The organism is candidate division WOR-3 bacterium (genome assembly GCA_039801725.1).
Classification (GTDB): Bacteria; Hydrothermota; Tepidihabitantia; order Tepidihabitantales; family DTDR01; genus DTDR01.
On record JBDRVE010000012.1, the window covers coordinates 24,862 to 45,103 of the forward strand.

15 protein-coding genes are annotated in these 20,242 nt (G+C 32.1%); 3 read left to right on the plus strand and 12 right to left on the minus strand.

What is annotated here, in order from left to right:
- Positions 1 to 200: 200 nt before the first annotated feature.
- Positions 201 to 779: a hypothetical protein gene (locus ABIK75_03855; GenBank protein ID MEO0090219.1), complete on the minus strand. Its 579-nt coding sequence runs from the start codon at positions 777 to 779 to the stop codon at positions 201 to 203.
- Between the two features lie 61 nt (positions 780 to 840).
- Between ABIK75_03855 and ABIK75_03860 the strand changes: the two genes are divergently transcribed.
- Positions 841 to 1,167 carry a hypothetical protein gene (locus tag ABIK75_03860; GenBank protein MEO0090220.1) on the plus strand — a complete coding sequence of 109 codons (327 nt, stop codon included), beginning with the start codon at positions 841 to 843 and terminating at the stop codon, positions 1,165 to 1,167.
- A gap of 888 nt (positions 1,168 to 2,055) precedes the next feature.
- Here the strand turns inward: ABIK75_03860 and accB are convergent.
- The 11 genes from accB to ABIK75_03915 form a co-directional block, all read right to left on the minus strand.
- Positions 2,056 to 3,921: an acetyl-CoA carboxylase biotin carboxyl carrier protein gene (accB, locus tag ABIK75_03865; protein MEO0090221.1), complete on the minus strand. Its 1,866-nt coding sequence runs from the start codon at positions 3,919 to 3,921 to the stop codon at positions 2,056 to 2,058.
- Positions 3,902 to 5,287, minus strand: coding sequence for a UDP-N-acetylmuramoyl-tripeptide--D-alanyl-D-alanine ligase (murF, locus tag ABIK75_03870; protein MEO0090222.1), 1,386 nt, complete (start codon positions 5,285 to 5,287; stop codon positions 3,902 to 3,904). The genes accB and murF overlap by 20 nt, the downstream gene beginning before the upstream one ends.
- 1 nt (position 5,288) lies before the next feature.
- On the minus strand, positions 5,289 to 6,302 hold the full coding sequence (gene queA, locus ABIK75_03875) for a tRNA preQ1(34) S-adenosylmethionine ribosyltransferase-isomerase QueA (GenBank protein ID MEO0090223.1): 1,014 nt from the start codon (positions 6,300 to 6,302) through the stop codon (positions 5,289 to 5,291).
- On the minus strand, positions 6,299 to 6,949 hold the full coding sequence (locus tag ABIK75_03880; GenBank protein ID MEO0090224.1) for a SagB/ThcOx family dehydrogenase: 651 nt from the start codon (positions 6,947 to 6,949) through the stop codon (positions 6,299 to 6,301). The genes queA and ABIK75_03880 overlap by 4 nt, the downstream gene beginning before the upstream one ends.
- Before the next feature lies 1 nt (position 6,950).
- Positions 6,951 to 7,418 (minus strand): 5-(carboxyamino)imidazole ribonucleotide mutase, encoded by a 468-nt coding sequence (gene purE, locus ABIK75_03885; protein ID MEO0090225.1) that lies wholly within the window; start codon positions 7,416 to 7,418, stop codon positions 6,951 to 6,953.
- 25 nt (positions 7,419 to 7,443) lie between these two features.
- Positions 7,444 to 9,483 (minus strand): two-component regulator propeller domain-containing protein, encoded by a 2,040-nt coding sequence (locus ABIK75_03890; GenBank protein ID MEO0090226.1) that lies wholly within the window; start codon positions 9,481 to 9,483, stop codon positions 7,444 to 7,446.
- Between the two features lie 72 nt (positions 9,484 to 9,555).
- On the minus strand, positions 9,556 to 10,410 hold the full coding sequence (locus ABIK75_03895; GenBank protein ID MEO0090227.1) for a glycosyltransferase family 2 protein: 855 nt from the start codon (positions 10,408 to 10,410) through the stop codon (positions 9,556 to 9,558).
- Positions 10,407 to 11,522: a PorV/PorQ family protein gene (locus ABIK75_03900; protein ID MEO0090228.1), complete on the minus strand. Its 1,116-nt coding sequence runs from the start codon at positions 11,520 to 11,522 to the stop codon at positions 10,407 to 10,409. The genes ABIK75_03895 and ABIK75_03900 overlap by 4 nt, the downstream gene beginning before the upstream one ends.
- Positions 11,523 to 11,558: 36 nt before the next feature.
- A complete protein-coding gene (locus ABIK75_03905) occupies positions 11,559 to 15,059 on the minus strand; it encodes a C25 family cysteine peptidase (GenBank protein MEO0090229.1) in 3,501 nt (1,166 codons plus the stop codon).
- Positions 15,060 to 17,759, minus strand: a complete 2,700-nt coding sequence (locus ABIK75_03910; GenBank protein MEO0090230.1) for a hypothetical protein — start codon at positions 17,757 to 17,759, stop codon at positions 15,060 to 15,062.
- On the minus strand, positions 17,759 to 18,286 hold the full coding sequence (locus tag ABIK75_03915) for a flavin reductase family protein (GenBank protein MEO0090231.1): 528 nt from the start codon (positions 18,284 to 18,286) through the stop codon (positions 17,759 to 17,761). The genes ABIK75_03910 and ABIK75_03915 overlap by 1 nt, the downstream gene beginning before the upstream one ends.
- A gap of 181 nt (positions 18,287 to 18,467) precedes the next feature.
- Here ABIK75_03915 and ABIK75_03920 point away from each other — a divergent pair, with 181 nt between their 5' ends.
- Complete coding sequence (locus ABIK75_03920) at positions 18,468 to 19,763, plus strand: T9SS type A sorting domain-containing protein (protein ID MEO0090232.1); 1,296 nt, start codon at positions 18,468 to 18,470, stop codon at positions 19,761 to 19,763.
- A 284-nt stretch (positions 19,764 to 20,047) separates the two neighbouring features.
- On the plus strand, positions 20,048 to 20,227 hold the full coding sequence (locus ABIK75_03925) for a hypothetical protein (protein MEO0090233.1): 180 nt from the start codon (positions 20,048 to 20,050) through the stop codon (positions 20,225 to 20,227).
- The last annotated feature ends 15 nt before the right edge of the window (positions 20,228 to 20,242 follow it).

Below are 20,242 nucleotides of genomic sequence, written 5' to 3' on the forward strand. Positions count from 1 at the left end.
TTTAATAAAAAATTTTATTTTGTCAATAATATGGAGATTTTTCAAGATGGGTAATCACTCCAAGGGAAATTGCTTCTTTCTTCTTTATAGTTGCCCATAACACACAAATAAGTTATCTTTAAATTAAAGCACGAGGAAATTTTAGTAATTTGGATTGTGAACTATTTCGATAAGTTTCGTATGGGATTAAGTGAAGATACTCACAGGGTATTACCGTGCATATCGGTTTTAATTAAATAGATATCAACTCCCCTGGTACCGGTAGAACCAGTAATTATATATCCACCATCAAGTGTTTGCTGAACTGAATAACCATATCCAGAACGTTCAATAAAGGTCTTTTTCCACAAAAGATTGCTATTCTCATCTGTTTTAATTAAATCAACACACTCCATATAAGAATGAGGGTAATAATACTTAATATCGCCTACAATTATATATCCCATATCAGATGTCTGCCGAACCGAATAACTACGGTTTGAGGGTAAAAATTTTTCCCATAAAAGATTGTCCCTTTTATCTGTTTTAATTAAATAGACATTTGGTTTGTAGTTACCGAAAGAATAGGTATAGCCGGTGATAATATATCCGCTATCGGTTGTTTGTTGGACAGAACCACCGTAAGGAACTCTGTTTAGTAAAGGAAATGCCAATTTAATAGTTCCAGTAGTAGGAATTTCATATAAAAGCCCTACTCCGCTGAAATGTTCTGTAGCAGCACTCACAGCCCGATTTGTTTTATCTACTATAGAATTAGAAAGAAGTTCCCAACAGTTCATTGGTTCAAGCAAGCCTATTCGCAAATTTTCTTCTTTTGCATCTTCCGGTAACGAAGCGAGGATGTACTTAATTCTAATTGTCACAGGTTTTAAAAAAGTGAATTCTTTTTCTTCTGAGAAAGTAACCCAATATAAATTTCCATATTGCCCAAAAATCTCTGAAGATGTTTTTACAGTAATTGTAATTTGGGTAGAAAGAGCTCCTGGCGGAATTTCTAAAATAAGTTTTGCATCGGTAGAAACTATGGTGCCACCATTAGGACTTATTACAGCAGTTACTGAATCGCTAAGTTCTTTCTTTTTCTTACAACCGAAAGATAAAATAAGACAAAAGATTAAAAAGAAAGTAAAAATTTTAATTAAAAAGTTACTTCTTATTTTTGCTTAAAAACAACTTTTTATAATTATATTTTAGTTAGATAAATTATTTTGGTGAATAAGAAAAAGTAAATGTGTTAAGACATGGTTCCAAGTTAATAGAAATATTAAGCTAAGAAATGCCTTTGCCACCGATTATACATCCAATTATGTTTTTTGAAAACAATAACCTACCTGTCACGTCTTTATAAATTGCTATCTTCTTTTATCTCTACTGGTTGGCTTTTTTACTCTTTTTGAGCCACCTTTTCCTGCCAGCAAAGCAATTGCCTGCCCTCCTAAATTATTTAAAAAGGCTTGCGGCACTTGCCTTAACTAATGACCTAACCTTTCCGTCCATTTCTAATAAACTTATTATTATCCATAATAAAGTGATTATGTTTATCACTAATAAAGGAATTATTAATAACTTTAATAAAAGTATTATTATTATCTTTAATAAAAGACTTTATTATTCATATATTATTCATATTAAGAAGTCCTACCCTGTATCATACCCCTCTACCGTCCTCCAACGGTATTTTCTTTAATTCTTTTAACAAATTGGTTATTTCGAAGGGGAAAAAGGATTTAAAAAATTATCAAGAAAGCCTCATAACTCACCAAAAAGAACGGATTTTTATTTGTTGGGTTGGTTATAATACGGTTAAAGATGTTAGGGAATAGATAAAGAAGTGTTTTGGCAGTAAGACTGGAGCAAAGAATTTGGCGGCGATAATCCTTAATAAGTTTAAATTGCTTTAATGAGAGATAGTATAAAATTTATGGTGCTGTTTTAGGAAAAGTATTAAAAGGAAGAAAAAAGGGATACCACGGAAGGGCAAAAGGTTGCATAAAACCGATGAGAAGAAATTTTAATATAAGATTAGTAATATTTTCTTAAAGAATAAAGAGTTTTTTAAGCAACCTCTTCAATAAGAAAGAGAGGTTGACCATATTCTACTGGTGAACCATCTTCTACTAAAATATCAATAATCTTACTTTTCTTTTCTGCTTTAATTTCGTTCATTAATTTCATTGCCTCAATAATACAAAGGGTAGCGCCCTTTTCAACAATATCTCCTTTTTCACAAAAAGGTGGCGCATCTGGCTTTGGTCGGCGATAAAAGGTACCAACCATTGGTGAGGTTATTTTTTCATACTTTTCCTCTTCAATCGTTGTTAATTCCTTTTCTTCTTTTTGGGCAGTGGTGGTTTCCGAAGTTAAAGAAATCGTTGTTTTTTCTTCTTCCGGTTTGGAAACAGATAATTGAGGAGTAATTTGGGTAGGATAGGTTTTTAACTCTATTTTTATTTCTCCTAAATCTAATTTAATTTCAGAAAATTTGAATTTAGAAAGTAAATTTAAAAGTTCTTCTAAATATTTAATATCTTTTTTGTCGTTACCATTAGCAGATTTTTGTTCCATTTTTTCCTCCTTAAACTTTTCCCTATTTTTTCTTTTTTCAAAAAATTTTAAAGCAATCTCTGGAAAAAGGGCATAAGTGATATAATCCTCTTCCTTTTCTATTAATTCCGGCGAAAGTTCTTTTTTTACTTTATCTAAAATTGGTGATAATAAATCAGCCGGTCGGCAGGCAATTGGTTTTTCATCACCCAAAATTTTTTTTATAAGTTTCTCTTCAATTGGTGCTGGTGGAGCGCCATAAAGTCCTTTTACGTAATCTTTTACTTCCTTGGGGATAATTTTATATCTTTCACCACTGATAACATTGAAAACCGCTTGGACACCAACAATCTGACTTGTTGGTGTTACTAATGGTGGGTATCCTAAATCCCTTCTTACCAAAGGAACCTCTTTTAATACTTCCGGTAATTTTTCTTCGGCTTTCATTTCTTTTAATTGGGAATAGAGATTGGAAGCCATTCCGCCAGGAATTTGATGGATAAGTACCTCTTCATCAACCAACTTTTCATATTTTATATTTTTTTTCTTTCTAACTTTTTCAAAATGTTCGGAAATCTCTCTTATTACCTCTTTCTTTAATTCAGTTGCAATTTTATAATCTTCAAAAATATAAAGCATCGTTTCAATTGCTGGTTGGGAAGTTCCAAAGGAGAGAGGAGCGTGAGCCGTATCAATAATATCCACACCGGCTTCGATTGCTTTAAGATAAGAAGCGACAGCCATTCCTGAAGAAGAATGGGTATGAAGTTGAACGGGTAATTTAAGTTCCTCTTTGAGTGCTTTTACTAACTCATAAGCAACTTTTGGGGAAATAATCCCTGCCATATCTTTTATGCAGATACTATCAATTCCCAATTCCTTTTGTTCTTTTGCCTTTTTAACATAATATTCAATTGTGTGGACTGGTGAAATAGTGTAGCAGATAGTTCCTTGGCAATGTTTATTTAATTTCTTAACGGTTTCAATCGCTTTTACTAAATTTCGTGTATCATTTAAGGCATCAAAAACACGAAAGATATCAATTCCTCGTTCACTTGCCTTTTCAATAAAAGCAACCAGCAAATCATCCGGATAGTTTTTATAGCCAACAATATTTTGACCTCTCAGCAACATCTGAAGTTTGGTTTTTTTAATCTGTTTTCTGATAAAAGAAAGTCTTTCCCAAGGGTCTTCCAAAAGATAACGGATACAAACATCAAAAGTAGCCCCACCCCACATTTCTAAAGAATAATATCCTGCTTCATCAAATTTTGGCAAAATTTCGCTAAAATCTTCAATACTCATGCGGGTTGCCCAAAGGGATTGGTGGGCATCTCTGAGAGTGGTGTCTGTTATTTTAATTTTCTTTTTCTCCATAATACTCCTTTAATTTATAAAATATTTCTTCCATTTTCAAAATTCTTGAACCTTTAATTAAAATTATATCTCCTTCTTTTAAAATTTCAATCACTTTTGCTATTAATTTATCTTTTGAATCTAAAGAAAAATAATAAAAATCTTCTTCCTTACGCTCTTTGTTAAGAAAACCTTTCTTTACCTCTTCTCCGTAATCACCATAAAAAATTAATTTATCAAAAATTGCTCCGGCTTTTTCTCCCAGTTGATAATGGAACTCCGAACTCTTTTCACCCAATTCTTTCATATCACCCAAAATACCAATCTTTCGTTCTTTTTTGAAAATTGTTTTTAAAATCTCGAAGGCATTTTCCATAGAAGAAGGGTTAGCATTGTAGCAATCTAAAAGGATAGTTATATTTTTAAGTTGGTATAAATTAGTTCTCATTGGTGGCGGTTGGAAATCTTTTATATCGAGGAATTGATAAATATCTAAATTTAAAGCTTTAATTACACTCAAACTGGCTAAAAAATTATAAATATTGTGGATACCGATTAAAGGAAGTTTTATTTCTATTTTATCAAAAAGAAGAATTTTGGTGCTATCTTTATTTAATTCCAAGGGAGTGGCAAAGATTTCGCATTCCTTATTTTTGATGCCAAAGAAAATCTTTTTGAGCGAAAAGTCTTTACTCATCTCTTTTACAATTGGATCATCGTTGTTAAGAATAGCAATTCCGTTAGGAGTGAGATATTCTAAAAGTTCGCTTTTTTCCTTCGCCACTCCTTTTCGGTCTTTTAAAAATTCTAAATGGGTATCACCAATATTGGTGATAATTCCAATATCAGGATTAGCAATTTCGCAAAGAGTTTTGATTCCGCCCAATTGGTTCATTTCCATTTCCAAAACAAGAAATTCCGTGTCTTTTGTTAGTTCGAAAATTGTTAAAGGGACACCAATATCATTGTTATAACTTTCTTTTGCTTTTACTACTTTATATTTTTTTTCTAATAAAAAGGCAGTTAACTCTTTTACGGTTGTCTTTCCGTTACTTCCGGTGACAGCAATTGTTGGGCAATGGAAAAGGGAACGGTAATATTTCGCTATTTCTCCCAAGGCAGTTCGGCAGTTAATTACTTTTATCAAGCAGATGTTTTTAAATTCCGGTATTTTAGAAGGATTATCAAAAATTATTGCTTTCGCACCCTTTTCAATTGCTTCTTTAATAAAATCGTGGCCATCAAAATTGTTTCCCTTTATCGCAATGAATAATTCGCCTTCTTTGACTTTTCGGGAATCGATGCTTATTCCGGTTATTAAGAAGTCAGAAAAATTGTTTAAAACCTCGCCTTTTGTTGCTTTTAAAATCTCTGAGATTTTGAGCATTTTATATTATAAACATTGCATCACCAAAAGAGTAAAAATAAAATTTTCTTTCAATAGCATATTGATAGGCTTGGAAGATCAATTCTTTGCCAGCAAAGGCACAGACCAAAAGGAGCAGAGGAGACTTGGGTAAATGGAAATTGGTTATTAAAGCATCAATAATTTTGAATTGGAAAGGTGGATAAATAAAGAGGTTGGTAGTATAATATCCTGGTAATAGTTTGTCAAAATCTTTCATTTGACTTTCTAAAGCCCGAACTACCGTCGTACCGCAGGCGATGATTCTTTTATTCTCTTTTTTTGTTTCTTCAACCATTTTTATCAAATCTTCAGGAATTTCGTAGTCTTCGTAGTACATTTGATGGTCTTCGATATTTTCGGTCTTTATTGGTCGGAAAGTTCCTAAACTACAGTGGAGAGTTAAGAATCCAATTTTAACCTTTTTCTCTCTTATTTTTTCAATCAATTCGTTGGTAAAATGGAAACCAGCCGTGGGAGCAGCAACGGCACCTTCTTTTGTAGCAAAAATTGTTTGGTAATCATCTTCTTTTATGTTTAAATTTTTTATATAAGGGGGTAAAGGAATATTACCATATTTTTCTATTACTTCTCGATCACTGCTGTTGAGAAATTGAATAATTCTGACCCCTTCTTTTTTTCTTTCTAAAATCTTTATTTCCTGACCATCAATCTTTAAGATTATTCCTTCTTTCATCTTTTTGGCTGGGCGAGTGAGGGCTTCCCAAAGATTTTCACCAATTTTTCTTACTAAGAGAATCTCGCCTTCTTTTCCATCAGGAAGCTTTACGTAAAGTCGTGCTTTTATAACCTTGGTATTATTAAAAATAATCAAATCGCCTGGATTGAGATATTCAATAATATCATTAAAATTTCTTTCTTGGAAACTCCTTTCTTTTCGATTGACAATTAATAAACGGGAAAAGCCTCTTTCCTTAGGTGGTTCTTGGGCAATCAGTTCTTTTGGTAAATAGTAGTCAAATTCATTTAATTTCACTTTTTTCTGCCAACCGGCATAATATAAAGGACATCTTCTTTTATTTTTAAAATCTTTTTTACTTCTTTATCATTAAAGGCACCGATAACAACCGTGCCTAATCCCATTGTTTCGCATTGGAGATGGATATTCTGGCCACAATGGCCAACTTCCATATGGACATATCTAATTCCCCGCTCTCCATAATGGGAGGTGGTTCTTTCATAGTTAGCAGCAATAATAATATTAATCGGAGCATTCAATATATATTCCTGTTGCCAGGCAGCCGCCATCAATTCTTTTCTCACATCCTTTTCCAATATCAATTTGATACTGTGCTCTTCTGGAAGGTATTGATAAACCCCTGGTTTTAAGTCTTTCACTTCTCCGGCTACTAAATAGATAACCAAAGGATAGGTAGCACCGGCCGAAGGGCAGGTTTTGCCACCCCAATCAGCAGTGATTCCGTACGCCGCCCATAATAATTGCGAAACCTCTTCTAAAGTTAGCGGTGCTTTTTTATAACTTCTTATCGATCTTCTTTTCAAAAGGGCTTCTTCAACACTTACATCACTTTTGTATCTCGGTTTTGGTAACTTCACCTTGCCTCCTTTTTCGCCAAAAAAGAGAGTTAAGAAAAGTAGATTTAAAATAATAAATCTTTTCATATTATTCTCCTCTTAAAATCTTTTCCTTCATTTCTTTCTTATATTTTTCTAATTTTTTTCTTATTGTTTGTTCTTTTAGTGATAAAATTCTTAAAGCATAAAGGCAGGCATTGGTAATTCCTGCCTTACCAATAGCCATTGTTGCTACCGGAACACCGGCCGGCATTTGGACAATGGAAAGTAGGGAGTCAAGTCCCTGTAAGGAACTTGAAGGTAAAGGAACACCAATAACTGGTAGATTGGTATAAGCAGCAATTACACCAGGTAGATGCGCAGCCATACCAGCAATCGCAATTATTACTTGAAAATTTTTCTTTTCTAAATTTATTACATACTCTCTTAATTCATCAGGTGTCCGATGGGCAGAAAGAATTTTTAATTCATAAGGGATTTGAAAATCTTTTAAAATACTTATTCCTTCTTCCACTATGGGCAAATCTGATTTTGAGCCAACAATGATCGCAATCATAAAAAATTATAGATAAAAAAAATTCTTATTCAAGAATCACAAATTTTTCAGATATTTTTTCTTCCTCAGTTTCGATCAATAAAAAGTATAGCCCGGCTTTGAATTTACTGTCAATGGTAATAACAAAATCCTCTTTTTCTCTTTTAAAATTTTTATCATCGGCTATTAATTTACCAAAGAAATCATAAATTTTTAATTGGGCATTTTCTTTTACATTTTTAATTCTTAATAATACTTCTTTTTGATTTTTGATTACGGGGTTAGGATAAATTTTTATTTCGGAAGTAATCGGTTCTTCCGGATAGGGGAATCTTATCAATCCATCTTCGGTAGCGATTAATATCTCTTCCAGATAATCGTTAATATAAAGAGAACGATAGAAATTATTTCTCTTTTCCCAATTGGGTAAAAAATATTGATTATAACTTCGCCACTTTTTCTTTTCGGGATAATAAATAGCGATTCCTTCTTTTGTTAAAAACCAGATTCGGTTGTGTTTATCGCAATTTACAAAATATACTTCATCCGATAGAATTCCGCTATTCTGAATAGTGAAGGTTTCGAAAGTTAGATCCTCTTTTAAAACTGCTGCTCCTTTGGGAGTGGCGACCCAAATTCTACCTTTCCTATCGCAGCAGCAAGAATTGATGATTGGCGATAGGAGTCCAGCGGTAATGATTTTAATTTCGTCATCGGAAAAATTTCCTAAGGTATTTTTATGGTCGATTAAAAGTAAGCCATTTTTAGTTCCCAGATACACCCGATTTTTTTTGTCAAAGGTGAAATTAGAATTGTCGTAGATAGTATTAAGACCACCGATGGCCGGAATATTAAACTCATAAGAATTATTTAAAGAATCTAAGGCAATGATATTTTCGGCATTTCTTATCCACTTAGTATCGTAATAATCAATTCCTAAGGGACCAATCACATTTTTAAAACTTACTTCTCCCCATTGGTATGGGATAAAAGTATTATTTTCCGGTGAATAACAAGAGATGCCACCATTAAGTGCCCAATGAGCAATCCATAACCGATTTTTAGAATCTAATGCCAAAAAATGGGGGTTAATTAAGGTATCGGTTAACCAAATTATCTCGTTATTTGGTTTAATTACGCTGATAGTTCTAATTCCCCAAGCCGTAAGATAATGGGTTAAATAAAGATTTCCTTCGTTATCAAAACAAACGTTATGAACTGTCTTGGAAAATAGGGAATTAAACCAAATGGGTTTTTTAATAGTATCTACTACTTGATAAAGAAAACCACAAATATTAGGAGCCCAAGAACGGCAAATTGCGTAAAGTTTTGGTATGGTCTCTAAATCTAAATATAATCGCACTGTTTTATTAGGAGTTATTATCCGGAGTGTCTCTTTTAATACACAAAAGCCAGTATCCATTCCTAAATAAAAAGAGTTTTGATAAAAAGTAAAATCATAGACAATTTTTGGATTAGCAAAACGAAAATAAGGTAAAAACCGATTATTAGCTAAATAAGCAATTCCCAGTTCCGTTAAGACAAAAAGAGTATCTCTTATCTTAGTAATTGATTTTACTGTTTCGCCCAAAGGTTGAGGAAAGTTCTTAATCTCGGATAAATCTTTTTTAATGATAGAAACTCCCCGATTGGTACCTAAATAGATATTATCAAAAACTCTTATACATAAGATGTTGTTGGTTGGAATTTGGGGATATTCAAGTTTAATAATGCTATCGTCATTAAAGTTACTTATTGTTCCTTTGGTGTTTATTAAATAAAAACCTTGGTTAGTAGCCAGAAAAAGGGTATCTTTTTTCACTACTAATTGGTTGATATTAATAGAGTAAGGGATTTTTTCCGGCGGATAGGAATAAAATTTTTCTTTCTTTAAGTCAAAATAAACAAGTCCGCCATACTTTGTGCCAATCCAGAGATTGGAATCAGCATCCCAAGATAAATCTTGTAAATAATTAGAGGTAAGACCATCAAAGTAGGAATAATATTTTTCCACACCAAAATCTTTGTTAGTAATAACTAAACCACCTTCACCCCAAAGATAAAATTTGTCTTTGAATTTAACCATTCCATTAAAAAGGGTGTAATTGGTTATGAAGTTATTTATTAAAGTTAGATAAAATATAAGAAGCCCCATTTCTTAAAATAATTTTATTTTTGTATCGTTTAAAAAGATTATTTGAAAATATAACAAGGATAAACCAAAAGAAAAAAGCCAATCTGATAATAAATTTTTTGAATAATGTTTTTTAAAAAAATAGTAAAAAGAGCGAAACCGTTCTTTTTCTGATTTCACAAAATTTTTCTTGCGTGCCTTTCCTAAATAATGAATTACTTTCACTTTGGGATAGAGGATCACTTTCCAGTTATTTTCCCATAATCGTTTACAAATATCTAAATCTTCGGCAAAGAGAAAAAAATTCTCATCAAAATTACCGATAGTGGCTAATGCCCTTTTTTTAAAGATAATAAAAGTTCCCACAACCGAATTAACTTCGAGCGGTTCGGTCGCTTGGTATTTTTCTAAATTTAAAAATTGAGAAGAGTAAGGGTTGTTTTTAAAAATTCGATAAATGATTGAACGGTAACCGAAAAAGAGGTGAGAAAGCTTTGGAAAAGAACGAGCCGAAGGTAGAATTTCTCTTTTTTCGGTAATAAACAAAGGTGCGATACATCCCCAATCAGGATTTTTTTCTAAATAAGAAATTAGTTCTTCGATCTCGTTGTCAAAAAGAAGAATATCGGGATTTAAAACGCCGATATATTCACCAGTAGCATATTTTAAGCCAATATTTATCGCCTTACTATATCCGTAATTTTTTTTTAATTTTATTAAAAGAATGTTATTATTTTTAAAATATTCCGTTGGCAATCTTTCTTCGGAATTATTATCAACAACAATAATTTGGTAATTTTTCCCTTTTAGAAAATTAAGAAGATTTATAAGATATTTGGTAGTGTTATAATTTACTAAAATAAGAGAAATCCCTTTCACATTCGGAAAGTGAAAGAAAATTTGTAATTAGTGGTTGGAAAACTATAAATCAGTTCGTCCGAAGAGATATCTAAACTAAAATTTTTGTAAGAAAAACCAATTCCCCAAGTAAAGGGAATAGAAATTTTTCTATCGCCTTTGATAAGTTTTCTTCCTTTTCGTTTAAAAAGATATTCAAAGATTGAAATACAATCTTGCTCACCATTCTCATCTTCAACAATCACACCACCACGCCAACCAGTAACATCTTCAAAATAGCCAAGTCTTAAAGAGAAAAGGTTATTTAAAAATCTGGTTTCAATACCGAAACTTTTCCACATATCTTCCAATTCCGAAGTTGTTGTATCTGCCTTTTCAACAAGTCCAATATTTAATTCTATTGGTAGATTTAATGTTATCTTCTCGTTTTTAATCGGTGAGAAGTTTAAGCCAACCTTTAACATTCTTGGCAATGGATCAGGTTCGCTGCCAGCAATATAAGAGATCGGCGGTCCAATATTGCTTAAAGAAGTGCCAAAAGAAAACCAATTAAAAGGTTTATAAAGAATTCCAAAATCAAATGCCCAAGTTATTCCTGTGCCACCGGCTTCAATTCCCAATTCCGGCATTGCCTTCCAGACCCAATCCGGAACCAAATAAGAATAAATAAATTTCCAAGATAAACCTGCGCCCAAATTACTTAATATTGGATAACCATAAGAGAATGTTAAAGCCACATCAAAAGTGGTATATTTACCAAGGAGTTCGCCTTTTTCATTCCAAACTTCAGTTTCACCTGTATTTAAATAAATAGTATTAAATCCAAAGGTGCCAATTTCTTCTTTTTTATAAGTTAATGCCAGAAATTCATAATACATTGAAATATCTAAACCTTCTGTAAGTCCAGGAAGCCAATTACAATGCATCAATTCAGCACTAAATCTTTCTTTTAAAAGTCCAAGACCACCAGGATTATAATAAGTGGCTGACGGGTCATCACTTAAACCAGTAAAATTTCCACCTAAAGAAGTTGGTCTTGCTGATGGCCAAATCATTAAAAATACTGCTCCGGGATAGCCGTGGGCACCAAAAAGAGTGGTGATAAAAAGAAGAAAAATTAAGAATTTTCTCATAATAAATTATAAAAATAATAGAATTAAAAGTCAATCTTATTCAATGATAATCTTTCTTAGAAAACTTTCTTCTTTGCCATTTAAATTGTAAATCACTTTTGTTAAATAAATTCCTCTCGCAATCTCATTTCCTAAAAAATCTCTTTTATCCCAATAAATAAGATTTCTGCCGATTTGGGTAAGGGTTTTCAGTTCTTTTATTAATCTTCCCTTTAAAGTATAAATCCTAATTTTTGTCTCAAAAACCTTATTGGTATTAAAAGAAAAACAATAGGTATTTTCATTTATCTTAAAAAAGCAGAAATCTTTTATCTCATCCTTTTCGTAAACTTTTAAAAAGTAGGTGCGAGAAAATCTATTTAAAAGATTATCGGTAAGATAAAATGTTAGAGTGGCGGTATCGTTAATCAAACTTATTGGCAAAGAAAAGGTTAAATTGGTATAGGAATTTGGCTGATAAGAGAGATAGGGAAGAAGGTCAAAGAATTTTTGGTAAGGAGTTAAATAAAAACCACAAGCATAAGGATAAGGTATTTGTAAGATACCGGTTTGAGAGTAGATTTTCCCTTTTAAAAGAAAGTTTCTATTCACTTCGGTCGTCTCTTTTAATAATTTATTATCAGCAAAAAGTTGCCAATCTACTTTGCTTTCTATATTACTTGTATCTCTTTTGAAGAAGAGAGGAGGTGAGGAGATAGAATAATTATCCTTTCCTTTAATCACCAGATAGATATTTGCCGAAGGGTTTAAAAAGTAGGAAATTCCATCAGTAAGGTAAATAGTATCAGGAAAAGGAATTTTCGGAACAAAAAAGGAGTCAACAATTCTATTCTCTTTTATTTTTAAATAATTTAGATAACAAAAATCTTGTGGCAAATCATAAAATATCTGACCAAACCAGGAATTATAAATTCTTTTTCTTTTTGGCAAGGAAGCAAAAATTATTGCTTCGCCTTCTTTTTCTGAAATAGTATCTTTTATTAAAAATATTTTGCTTGTTTTTAATGTCTCATCAGTTTTTAGATTATTTCTTTTTAACGGGAAAAAAGGGATTTTGGTTAATGGCTCACCAAAGAAATGGTATTTCTTATCAATATACCAGGCTTTAAAAAAGGCTTCAGCAAAAGTTGAACAGGTTTGGGAAAAGATATTTCTAAACATAATTTCTGCTAAATATTTATTACTGATTGTACTGGTTGCCTTACTACCAGCAACGGTCGCAATCGCACCATAAGGGCTTCTCACCAATTCTTCGGCTAAACATTCGTATTCGGTTTCATCAAACCGACCAACACCACAACTGGCAAAGAAACCAAAGAAATATTTTCCTTTATTTTCTAATTGATAAATATCGTTTAATAAGAAGATGTTTTCGTGGGCAAGTTTATTACCAGCACCGTGGCCAAAATAACATAAAATACCAATCCCTTTATTAATATTTTTTACCAAATCTTCTTTGACATTTCCTTTGTCATTACTTTTTAAAAGGGGATAATCAAAAAGGTAGATCTTTTTTAAAAGATATTGGTTACCTGCGAGATTGGCAATATTTTCACAACCACCATAATGGTCTCGCCAAATTAGGTCTTTCCTTGTTAGATCACCATTATACTCATCATCCGCCAAAAGCAATAAAATTTTATTTGAAGGGATAAATTGGTTTTTCTCGTATTCTTGTAATTTTCTTAAAAAGGTTCTCATCTCTTCTTCATTTCTTATTGGTAATCTTGTTAAGATGATATCCGGTGAAGCGCCGTTGCCATCTAAATCAGCAAAATAACTATCAAAGCATAATCCCTTATCAGTATAAGCACCAGGTTCGTAATCATAGCCCCATTCATAAGTAGGCACACCAACAAATCTTTTTATTAATCCCCGATAATCATAATTGGCATCGCCTAAAAAGAGACAATATTTCGGTCTTTTATCTTTTAGAAACTCTTTGATTGCCGAAATCTCTCTTAATCCGCCAGCATATTGATCATAGATATCTTCTAACAGGGCAATACCAATCTTTAAATTAGTTGTCTTTTGCCGATAACTTTTCAAAAGTAAAGCCGAAGAATAAAGTTCTTTAGGTGTGATGATAATATAATCATACTCTCCTTCTAATTTTCCTAAAATTTTTCTCTCAATCTTTATTGCCTTTTTAAAATTTCTTTTTGATAATAAATAGAATTTTCTTTTTCCAAAAAAATACTGGGCAAAAGATATGAGAGAAGAATCAATATATAAGTTTTCTGCCAGTTTTGGTTCTTCTATTTCGGTAATATCAAATAGCAATATCTCTTTTTCCTTGCTTTTATTTTTAATCTCCACACCTACCTTGCCAAAGGTATCAATCGTAAAAAATATTGGCTTATCTTCAAAAATTAGTTCTTTTTTATATTCTATTTCTAAGAAATCAAAATAAAAAACCATCTCATCACTGCCAACCACTTCTAAACTTAAAGTATTATCTTTCTTTAATAAAATCTCTTTCTCTTTTATGAAATCTTCAAAGCGGGGATAATTCGGCTGACCAATAAATTTTAGTGAATCTAAAAGATAATCATTAAGATAAATATAAAGATTGATATTTCCATTTTTTGGCCAGAACCTTAAAAATATTTTTTTTAAACTAATTGGGTTATCTAAGAAAGATAGTTTATATTCTTTTCTTAATTTATAAACACCGGTCGGTTTATTAATCTCTTCTGAAACCCATAAGACTCCGCTTCTTGCCGGACATAAATTATCATATTCTATTTTTAAACTTTCACAAGCAAAATTGATTACCCTTTCTTTTTCTTGGCTAACCAAATATTTTTTTATTCGCTTTCCTTTATTTAAATTAAAAAGGGAAAGCCAATAGATATTATTTAAAGTATATAAAGAGAAATGCTCTTTGCCTAAAAAGATGATTTTATCTTCTTTATCAAACTTTTTATCTTCTTCACCAAGAATAATTATCGGAATCTCTTTAAAATCGGCATCGTATAGAGAAAAATATTCCGGATTTAATAAATCAATCGTTGGGATTAGATTTTTTAAATCTTTATAGGTTATCTCATAAACACCAGTTGAGCAGATTTCAATTTTTATCAAATCTTTATTGGGAAATTCTTTTAAAAATCGGAAAGTATCCTTTTCTAATTTTTTAATTTCTTTAATCTCATAATCAATTTTCTTATAGATTTTTAAGGTTTTATTATCTTTGTTATATTCAAAGGGGTTGATTATGATCTTAAAGAGATTTTTATTTTCCCTCTTTCCTAAATATTCAATATCAATTAATTTCTTATTATCTTCTTCTTTTAAAAAGATGTCTTGCTTTATTTCATAAGAAGTGTTGAGAATATTTATTTTGGCGCTGTCGCTATCTAAAAAGATAAATTCTTCGTAATTTGGTAAAGAAGGAAGATATTGATAGTTTAAATTGGGAGAATAGATAAAATCATAGGTCTTGTTATCAAAAATAAATCTTTCTATTTTAATATCTTTTAATTCAAAAGTAAATCTTTGGAAGATAAAGAAAAGGAGAAAAAAGATTTTCATTTACCAGTCTTCTTTAATACCAAAGACAATCTGCCAATACCTATCTTCTTTTTTAGATAGGGGATAGGCAAAATCAATCATAAAAGGAAAATAGCCAACAAAAAATCTTAATCCAAAACCAACTCCCCAAACAGATTTTTTCAAGTTGGTACCAAAATCTAAGAAAGTATTTGTCCGAATATTTTTTATGGTTATTGGCAAAGGAAAGCCCAGTTTTAAAATCTCAATAAAAGGAGTCCGAAATTCTAATTTACTTATAAAGAGATAGGAACTGGTAGACTCTTCTTCGGGATAGACAAGTTCATAACCACGAACAAAATTGCCATCAGGATAAAACCTCTCCCGATTCATCCCAAAACTGGCTTTTCCACCAAAAAGAAAAGCAAGAATATAAGAGTTATCATAAATATTAAAGTAGTTTCTTGTTTCTAAATATAAACTCTGAAAGATTGAATCACTTGGTGGAATTGTGAAATAGGGCTGGAATAAAAAACGTTGACCTTTGATCGGTCCAAAATAAGAGAATAGGGCATTGTCATAAACCAAGGAGAAATAGTTGTATAAAAACTTCTCACCAATTTTCTTCTTTTTAATTTCGTATATTTCATCTCCTTTCTGATAGTAAAATCGAAAATCCCTTAAATAAAGTAATAAGCCAAATTCGCTTCTTAAAAATTTGGTAAGGGGATAAGATAAAACCGGAAATAGCCCTTTTTCAGTAAGTGTTAAAAAGGTATCGCCACGCCAATGATAGAAATCAACAAATTGGAATAAGGTAAAATAGTAATCTTCCCTTCTTTTTAAATAGGCATAAGAGAAATAGAAATTGGAAAAGTCAATAAGTCCATAAAGATTGGTTAAGATTAAAAACCGATGATTACCAAGAAGGTCGGATAAAGAGATTAAGATATTGCCACTAAGACCAAAAGCCGAAGAGAAGAATGCCTGACCAGTAGCATAATCAGCCGAAAGGGAAAAATTATATTTTCTTTTCTCTCTTGCTAAACTTGTCTCTGGATAAGAAAATTCCCTTTCTTCTTTTTCTTCTTTAATAAACTCTTTCTCTTCAATCAAAGAAGAAAGATTATCGATCTGACAGATTGAATAACCCTGATTGTGATAATAAGAAAAGAGAATTTTATCTTGATAAATAACCGGCGTCTGACAGGCACCAAGAAAATCACTCTTGTATAAAATTCTCTCTTCTTTTAATGAATAGATAACTAAGGAATTGTCTAAAATAAAAAGTAGGGTATCTAAAAAATTGGAAATAGGAATTACCGAAGAGAGTTCTCCTTCTGACTGGTAAACCTTTTTGATAGTTTTCTCTTTTAAAGAGTATAAATAAATTCCATAACTTCCCAATCTATCTTTGTCACTTATAAAAAGTAATGTATCATCATTAAAAAAGTAAGGCTCTTTCTCTTCATAAATATCACTCGTTAAACTTATTAACTCCTTTTTTTCTAATAAAAAGAGATATAAGTTGCTTTTGCCATTTTTCATTCCGCAAAGAACAATCTTTTTATTATCTGGTGAGATATTTAAATGATAGGCATCTTCTAATGGCAGATAATCTCTCTCTTCCTTTTTTCTCTTTAAGAAATATTTACAGAGATAGATTTTGCCTTCTATTCTTTTGATATAATAAATAGCATTCTCTTTTCGGCTATAAGTGAGTGCTGGTTTTAAGATACTTATCTCACCAGTTCCTAAAAAAGAGACCCCTTTTAAGAGAAGTTTCGATCTCTCTTTAAGAAAAGAATAGGAAAAGATACCTACCTCTTCGTCTTTGTAAGAGAGATAAAGAAATTCGGTTTCGGAAATCGGCAAAGGAAAAATATTATATCTCCTTTTCTCTTTCTGGTGGTCAAGAATTATTCTTGCCTTATTTTGAAAATTCCTCTTTTTATATACTAAGGGATAATATCTCTCTTTTAGATAATCTAAAAAATCTTTCTCTAAGGAAGAAAAACTTTTGCCAAAACTTTTCTTACAAGCACCATCAATCCCTTTTCTCTTCTTTACCTCCCTTAAAAATTCATAGACCTTCTTATCAGAATATCGCTCTTCTAAAAAGATAAAGAAATGCTCACCAAAAACATAATTTAAATAACTCCCTTCCGGTAAAGAAGATAGGGAAATATATTTATCATTGATTAGTAAATCGGCAATAATTATCGGATGTAAGGAATTTCTCCTCTGAGATAGATATTCGGAAAGTCCTTCCATAAACCAAGTGGGCAAAGTAAATTCCGGTGTGAAAGATAAAAGGGTTGATAACCCCCTTTTCCAATAATACTCGTATTCAAAAATGTGAGCAATCTCGTGCCTTAATGTATATAGAAAATCATAATAGGAACCAGTGAAAGGTAAAACAACCCGATTCTTAAATATCTCCGCAAACCCTAAAATCCCTTCTTCCAATAAATCCAAAATAATATTGGTCTGCTGAAATTGATTGGGCGAATTGTAAACAATTATTGGTATCTTTCTTTTTAATCTAAAATTAAAGATCTCTTCGTATTCCTCAATTGTCTTTTCCGCAATCTCATAGGCAAAATTACCCAAATCCTCACTCCCCTCTTCATAATACAAAAGAAATTTATCACCCGCTAAATAATAAAAAGAAAAATCCTGATACTGAATCTTATTCTTGCCATATTGGGAAAAGATTAAGGGAATTAAAAGAAATATCATTAATACCTTACCTTAATAACCTTGCCAACAGAATAATATTTACCACCCCAATATAAAAGATTCTCTTCTTTCTTATAATTTTTGTCAACATAACAAGATAAGACTTCACCAATAAACCAGGTATGGTCACCAGTTTCAATTTCGTATTTTACTTGACATTCTAAATTTACTGGACATTCTTTTATTCTTGGACAATTCACCTTAACTCCTTTCTCTTTCGTTAGAGAGAGCTCTTTAAATTTATCAACTTCCTGACCGCTTTTCTCACCACAGAAATTGACAATCTCTACCATATCCTTATTGGGAATATTGATAACAAACTCCCGCGAATTTTTGATTAAAGAATAGGAATAACGGGTAGGCGCAACACCAATGCCAATCAATGGTGGATTGAAAGAGAAGATGTGAACCATACCGATACTGATAATATTATCCTTTCCTTCATAAGAACAGGAGACCAAGACACAAGGAAAACAACAAAAAAGGCGGGTTATCTCTCTTAAATTGGTTATTAAATTTTTCTCCATAGATTAATTTTAAAGAAAATAGTAGAAAAGTCAAAAGATTGAAAATTGAAAATAAGGTTGTTATAATTAATCATAAAAATAATGGCGGGCAGGTCCTTTTCATTTTTTTCCTCCTTTTTAATTCCATTTTTACCTTTCTTTCCTGCCCGCCGGTAGAGATTATTTTTAAAAAGGAGTGAAGATGGGTAAGAAATCATTTTTAGTATTATTTTTTATTAATTTAGTATTCTCTCAATCTTTAACTTGGCTTGGTTCTTTGGGAACTCCTTATGCCGAAGTCCATGGGGTTTCTGATGATGGTCGGGTTGTTGTTGGTTGGGCAGGAGTTTATAGTCCTCATTATGCCTGGCGATGGAAACCGGATAGTGGAATGATAATTATTCAACCTTTGGTTCCTAACCGAGATGCGGAAGCCTGGGGATTATCAGCAAATGGTGAAGTGGTTGTTGGTTATGGATTTATTGGCAGTGGTAATGATTACCGAGGTTTTCGCTGGCATAATGATACAATGTATCAATTTGGCACTTTGGGCGGAAGGGTAAGTTGGGCGCGGGCTGTTTCTTATGATGGCTCGGTTGTTGCTGGTGGTGCTGAGCATAGTAGCGGTTATAATCACGCCTTTCGTTGGAAGCCTGATTCGGGTATGCAAGATTTAGGAGTCCTTCCTGGTGCTTTACGTAGTTTCGGAATGGCTATTTCCTTAGATGGTCGGGTAGTTGCTGGTTGGTCAGGTTTTGAAAACCAAATCCATCATGCCTTTCGTTGGGAAAATGGTGTAATGGAAGATATCCATAATCCATCTTTTGGTTTTAGTGAAGCGATTGGTATCTCCGGTAACGGTGAAGTGGTAGTTGGTGGTTGGGGACCAGTATCATCAGTGCCAATCAAAGCCTTTCGTTGGACAAGAAATACGGGAATGGTTAACTTGGGAACATTAGGTGGTGATTGGAGTGAAGCCTGGGCTTGTAATTATGATGGTAGCATTGTTGTTGGCTGGTCAGAAGTCTCTACTGGTAATTGGCATGCCTTTATCTGGACACCAGAACGGGGAATGGAAGATTTAAATGTTCTCTACGCGAATGTTATACCACCTGGTTGTATTTTAAGAGATGCGATGGCAATCTCTTCTAATGGTCGTTATATTGCTGGTCGGGGATACAATGCCCAAACCGGTCGCGATGAAGCCTATCTCCTTGATACCCAAGGAACAGCAATTAAAGAAAAAAATCTCACAAGCCATTCTTTTTTTGCCAAGGGAATTTTGGTAATAAATTATGAAGTGCCGAAAAGAGCCAATGTGAGATTGACAATTTACGATAATTTCGGAAGAGAAGTTATAACCTTATTAAATAAAACCCAAGAAGCCGGTAGATATGAGTTAAAACTTGACCTCAATAATTTGCCGAAAAATATCTATTTTTATCGTTTAAAAATAGGAGAATCTTTTAAGACAGGAAAGATTATAAATTGTTTTTAGAGAAATTTTGTTATAATATATCTAATAAGGGTTATCGGCAGGCAGGATTTTTTCTCATAATCACCTCCTTTTTAAATTAGACATTTGTCCTCCCTTTTCCTGCCTGCCAATTTTAATTATTCGCTCCCTAAATAATTAACCCCAAATAATAATAAAGGGAATAAGAAGTTATAACTATTGTCGCAAGATTAGATGAGATTAGATGAGATTAGATAAAAAAGGTGGTAACCTTTTTGCCTTCTTATCCGTTATATATATGGAAGGGAAAATAAAAAGGGGGAGTTATGAAGAGGAATTTGATTAAAAAGAAGGCTTTGGCTTATGATGATTTGGTTTTCTATTTGAAAAATTTCCACCCAAGAATCTGGCAGGAATACGAAGGAATTATGAAAGTAGATGCCTTGCTAAAAGCAATGGTAAAAAAATTCGGCAATCCTCATAAGAAAAATAAAAAAAAGAAATAAGAAGTTATAACTATC

What these genes read in the sequence shown, in the direction of transcription:
- ABIK75_03920 (MEO0090232.1), top strand. Translation starts at nt 18,468, where the DNA reads ATGGGTAAGAAATCATTTTTAGTATTATTTTTTATTAATTTAGTATTC.
- ABIK75_03910 (MEO0090230.1), bottom strand. Translation starts at nt 17,759, where the DNA reads ATGATATTTCTTTTAATTCCCTTAATCTTTTCCCAATATGGCAAGAAT.
- ABIK75_03860 (MEO0090220.1), top strand. Translation starts at nt 841, where the DNA reads ATGTACTTAATTCTAATTGTCACAGGTTTTAAAAAAGTGAATTCTTTT.
- ABIK75_03905 (MEO0090229.1), bottom strand. Translation starts at nt 15,059, where the DNA reads ATGAAAATCTTTTTTCTCCTTTTCTTTATCTTCCAAAGATTTACTTTT.
- ABIK75_03855 (MEO0090219.1), bottom strand. Translation starts at nt 779, where the DNA reads ATGAACTGTTGGGAACTTCTTTCTAATTCTATAGTAGATAAAACAAAT.
- ABIK75_03925 (MEO0090233.1), top strand. Translation starts at nt 20,048, where the DNA reads ATGAAGAGGAATTTGATTAAAAAGAAGGCTTTGGCTTATGATGATTTG.
- ABIK75_03915 (MEO0090231.1), bottom strand. Translation starts at nt 18,286, where the DNA reads ATGGAGAAAAATTTAATAACCAATTTAAGAGAGATAACCCGCCTTTTT.
- ABIK75_03880 (MEO0090224.1), bottom strand. Translation starts at nt 6,949, where the DNA reads ATGAAAAGATTTATTATTTTAAATCTACTTTTCTTAACTCTCTTTTTT.
- purE (MEO0090225.1), bottom strand. Translation starts at nt 7,418, where the DNA reads ATGATTGCGATCATTGTTGGCTCAAAATCAGATTTGCCCATAGTGGAA.
- ABIK75_03890 (MEO0090226.1), bottom strand. Translation starts at nt 9,483, where the DNA reads ATGGTTAAATTCAAAGACAAATTTTATCTTTGGGGTGAAGGTGGTTTA.
- ABIK75_03900 (MEO0090228.1), bottom strand. Translation starts at nt 11,522, where the DNA reads ATGAGAAAATTCTTAATTTTTCTTCTTTTTATCACCACTCTTTTTGGT.
- accB (MEO0090221.1), bottom strand. Translation starts at nt 3,921, where the DNA reads ATGGAGAAAAAGAAAATTAAAATAACAGACACCACTCTCAGAGATGCC.
- murF (MEO0090222.1), bottom strand. Translation starts at nt 5,287, where the DNA reads ATGCTCAAAATCTCAGAGATTTTAAAAGCAACAAAAGGCGAGGTTTTA.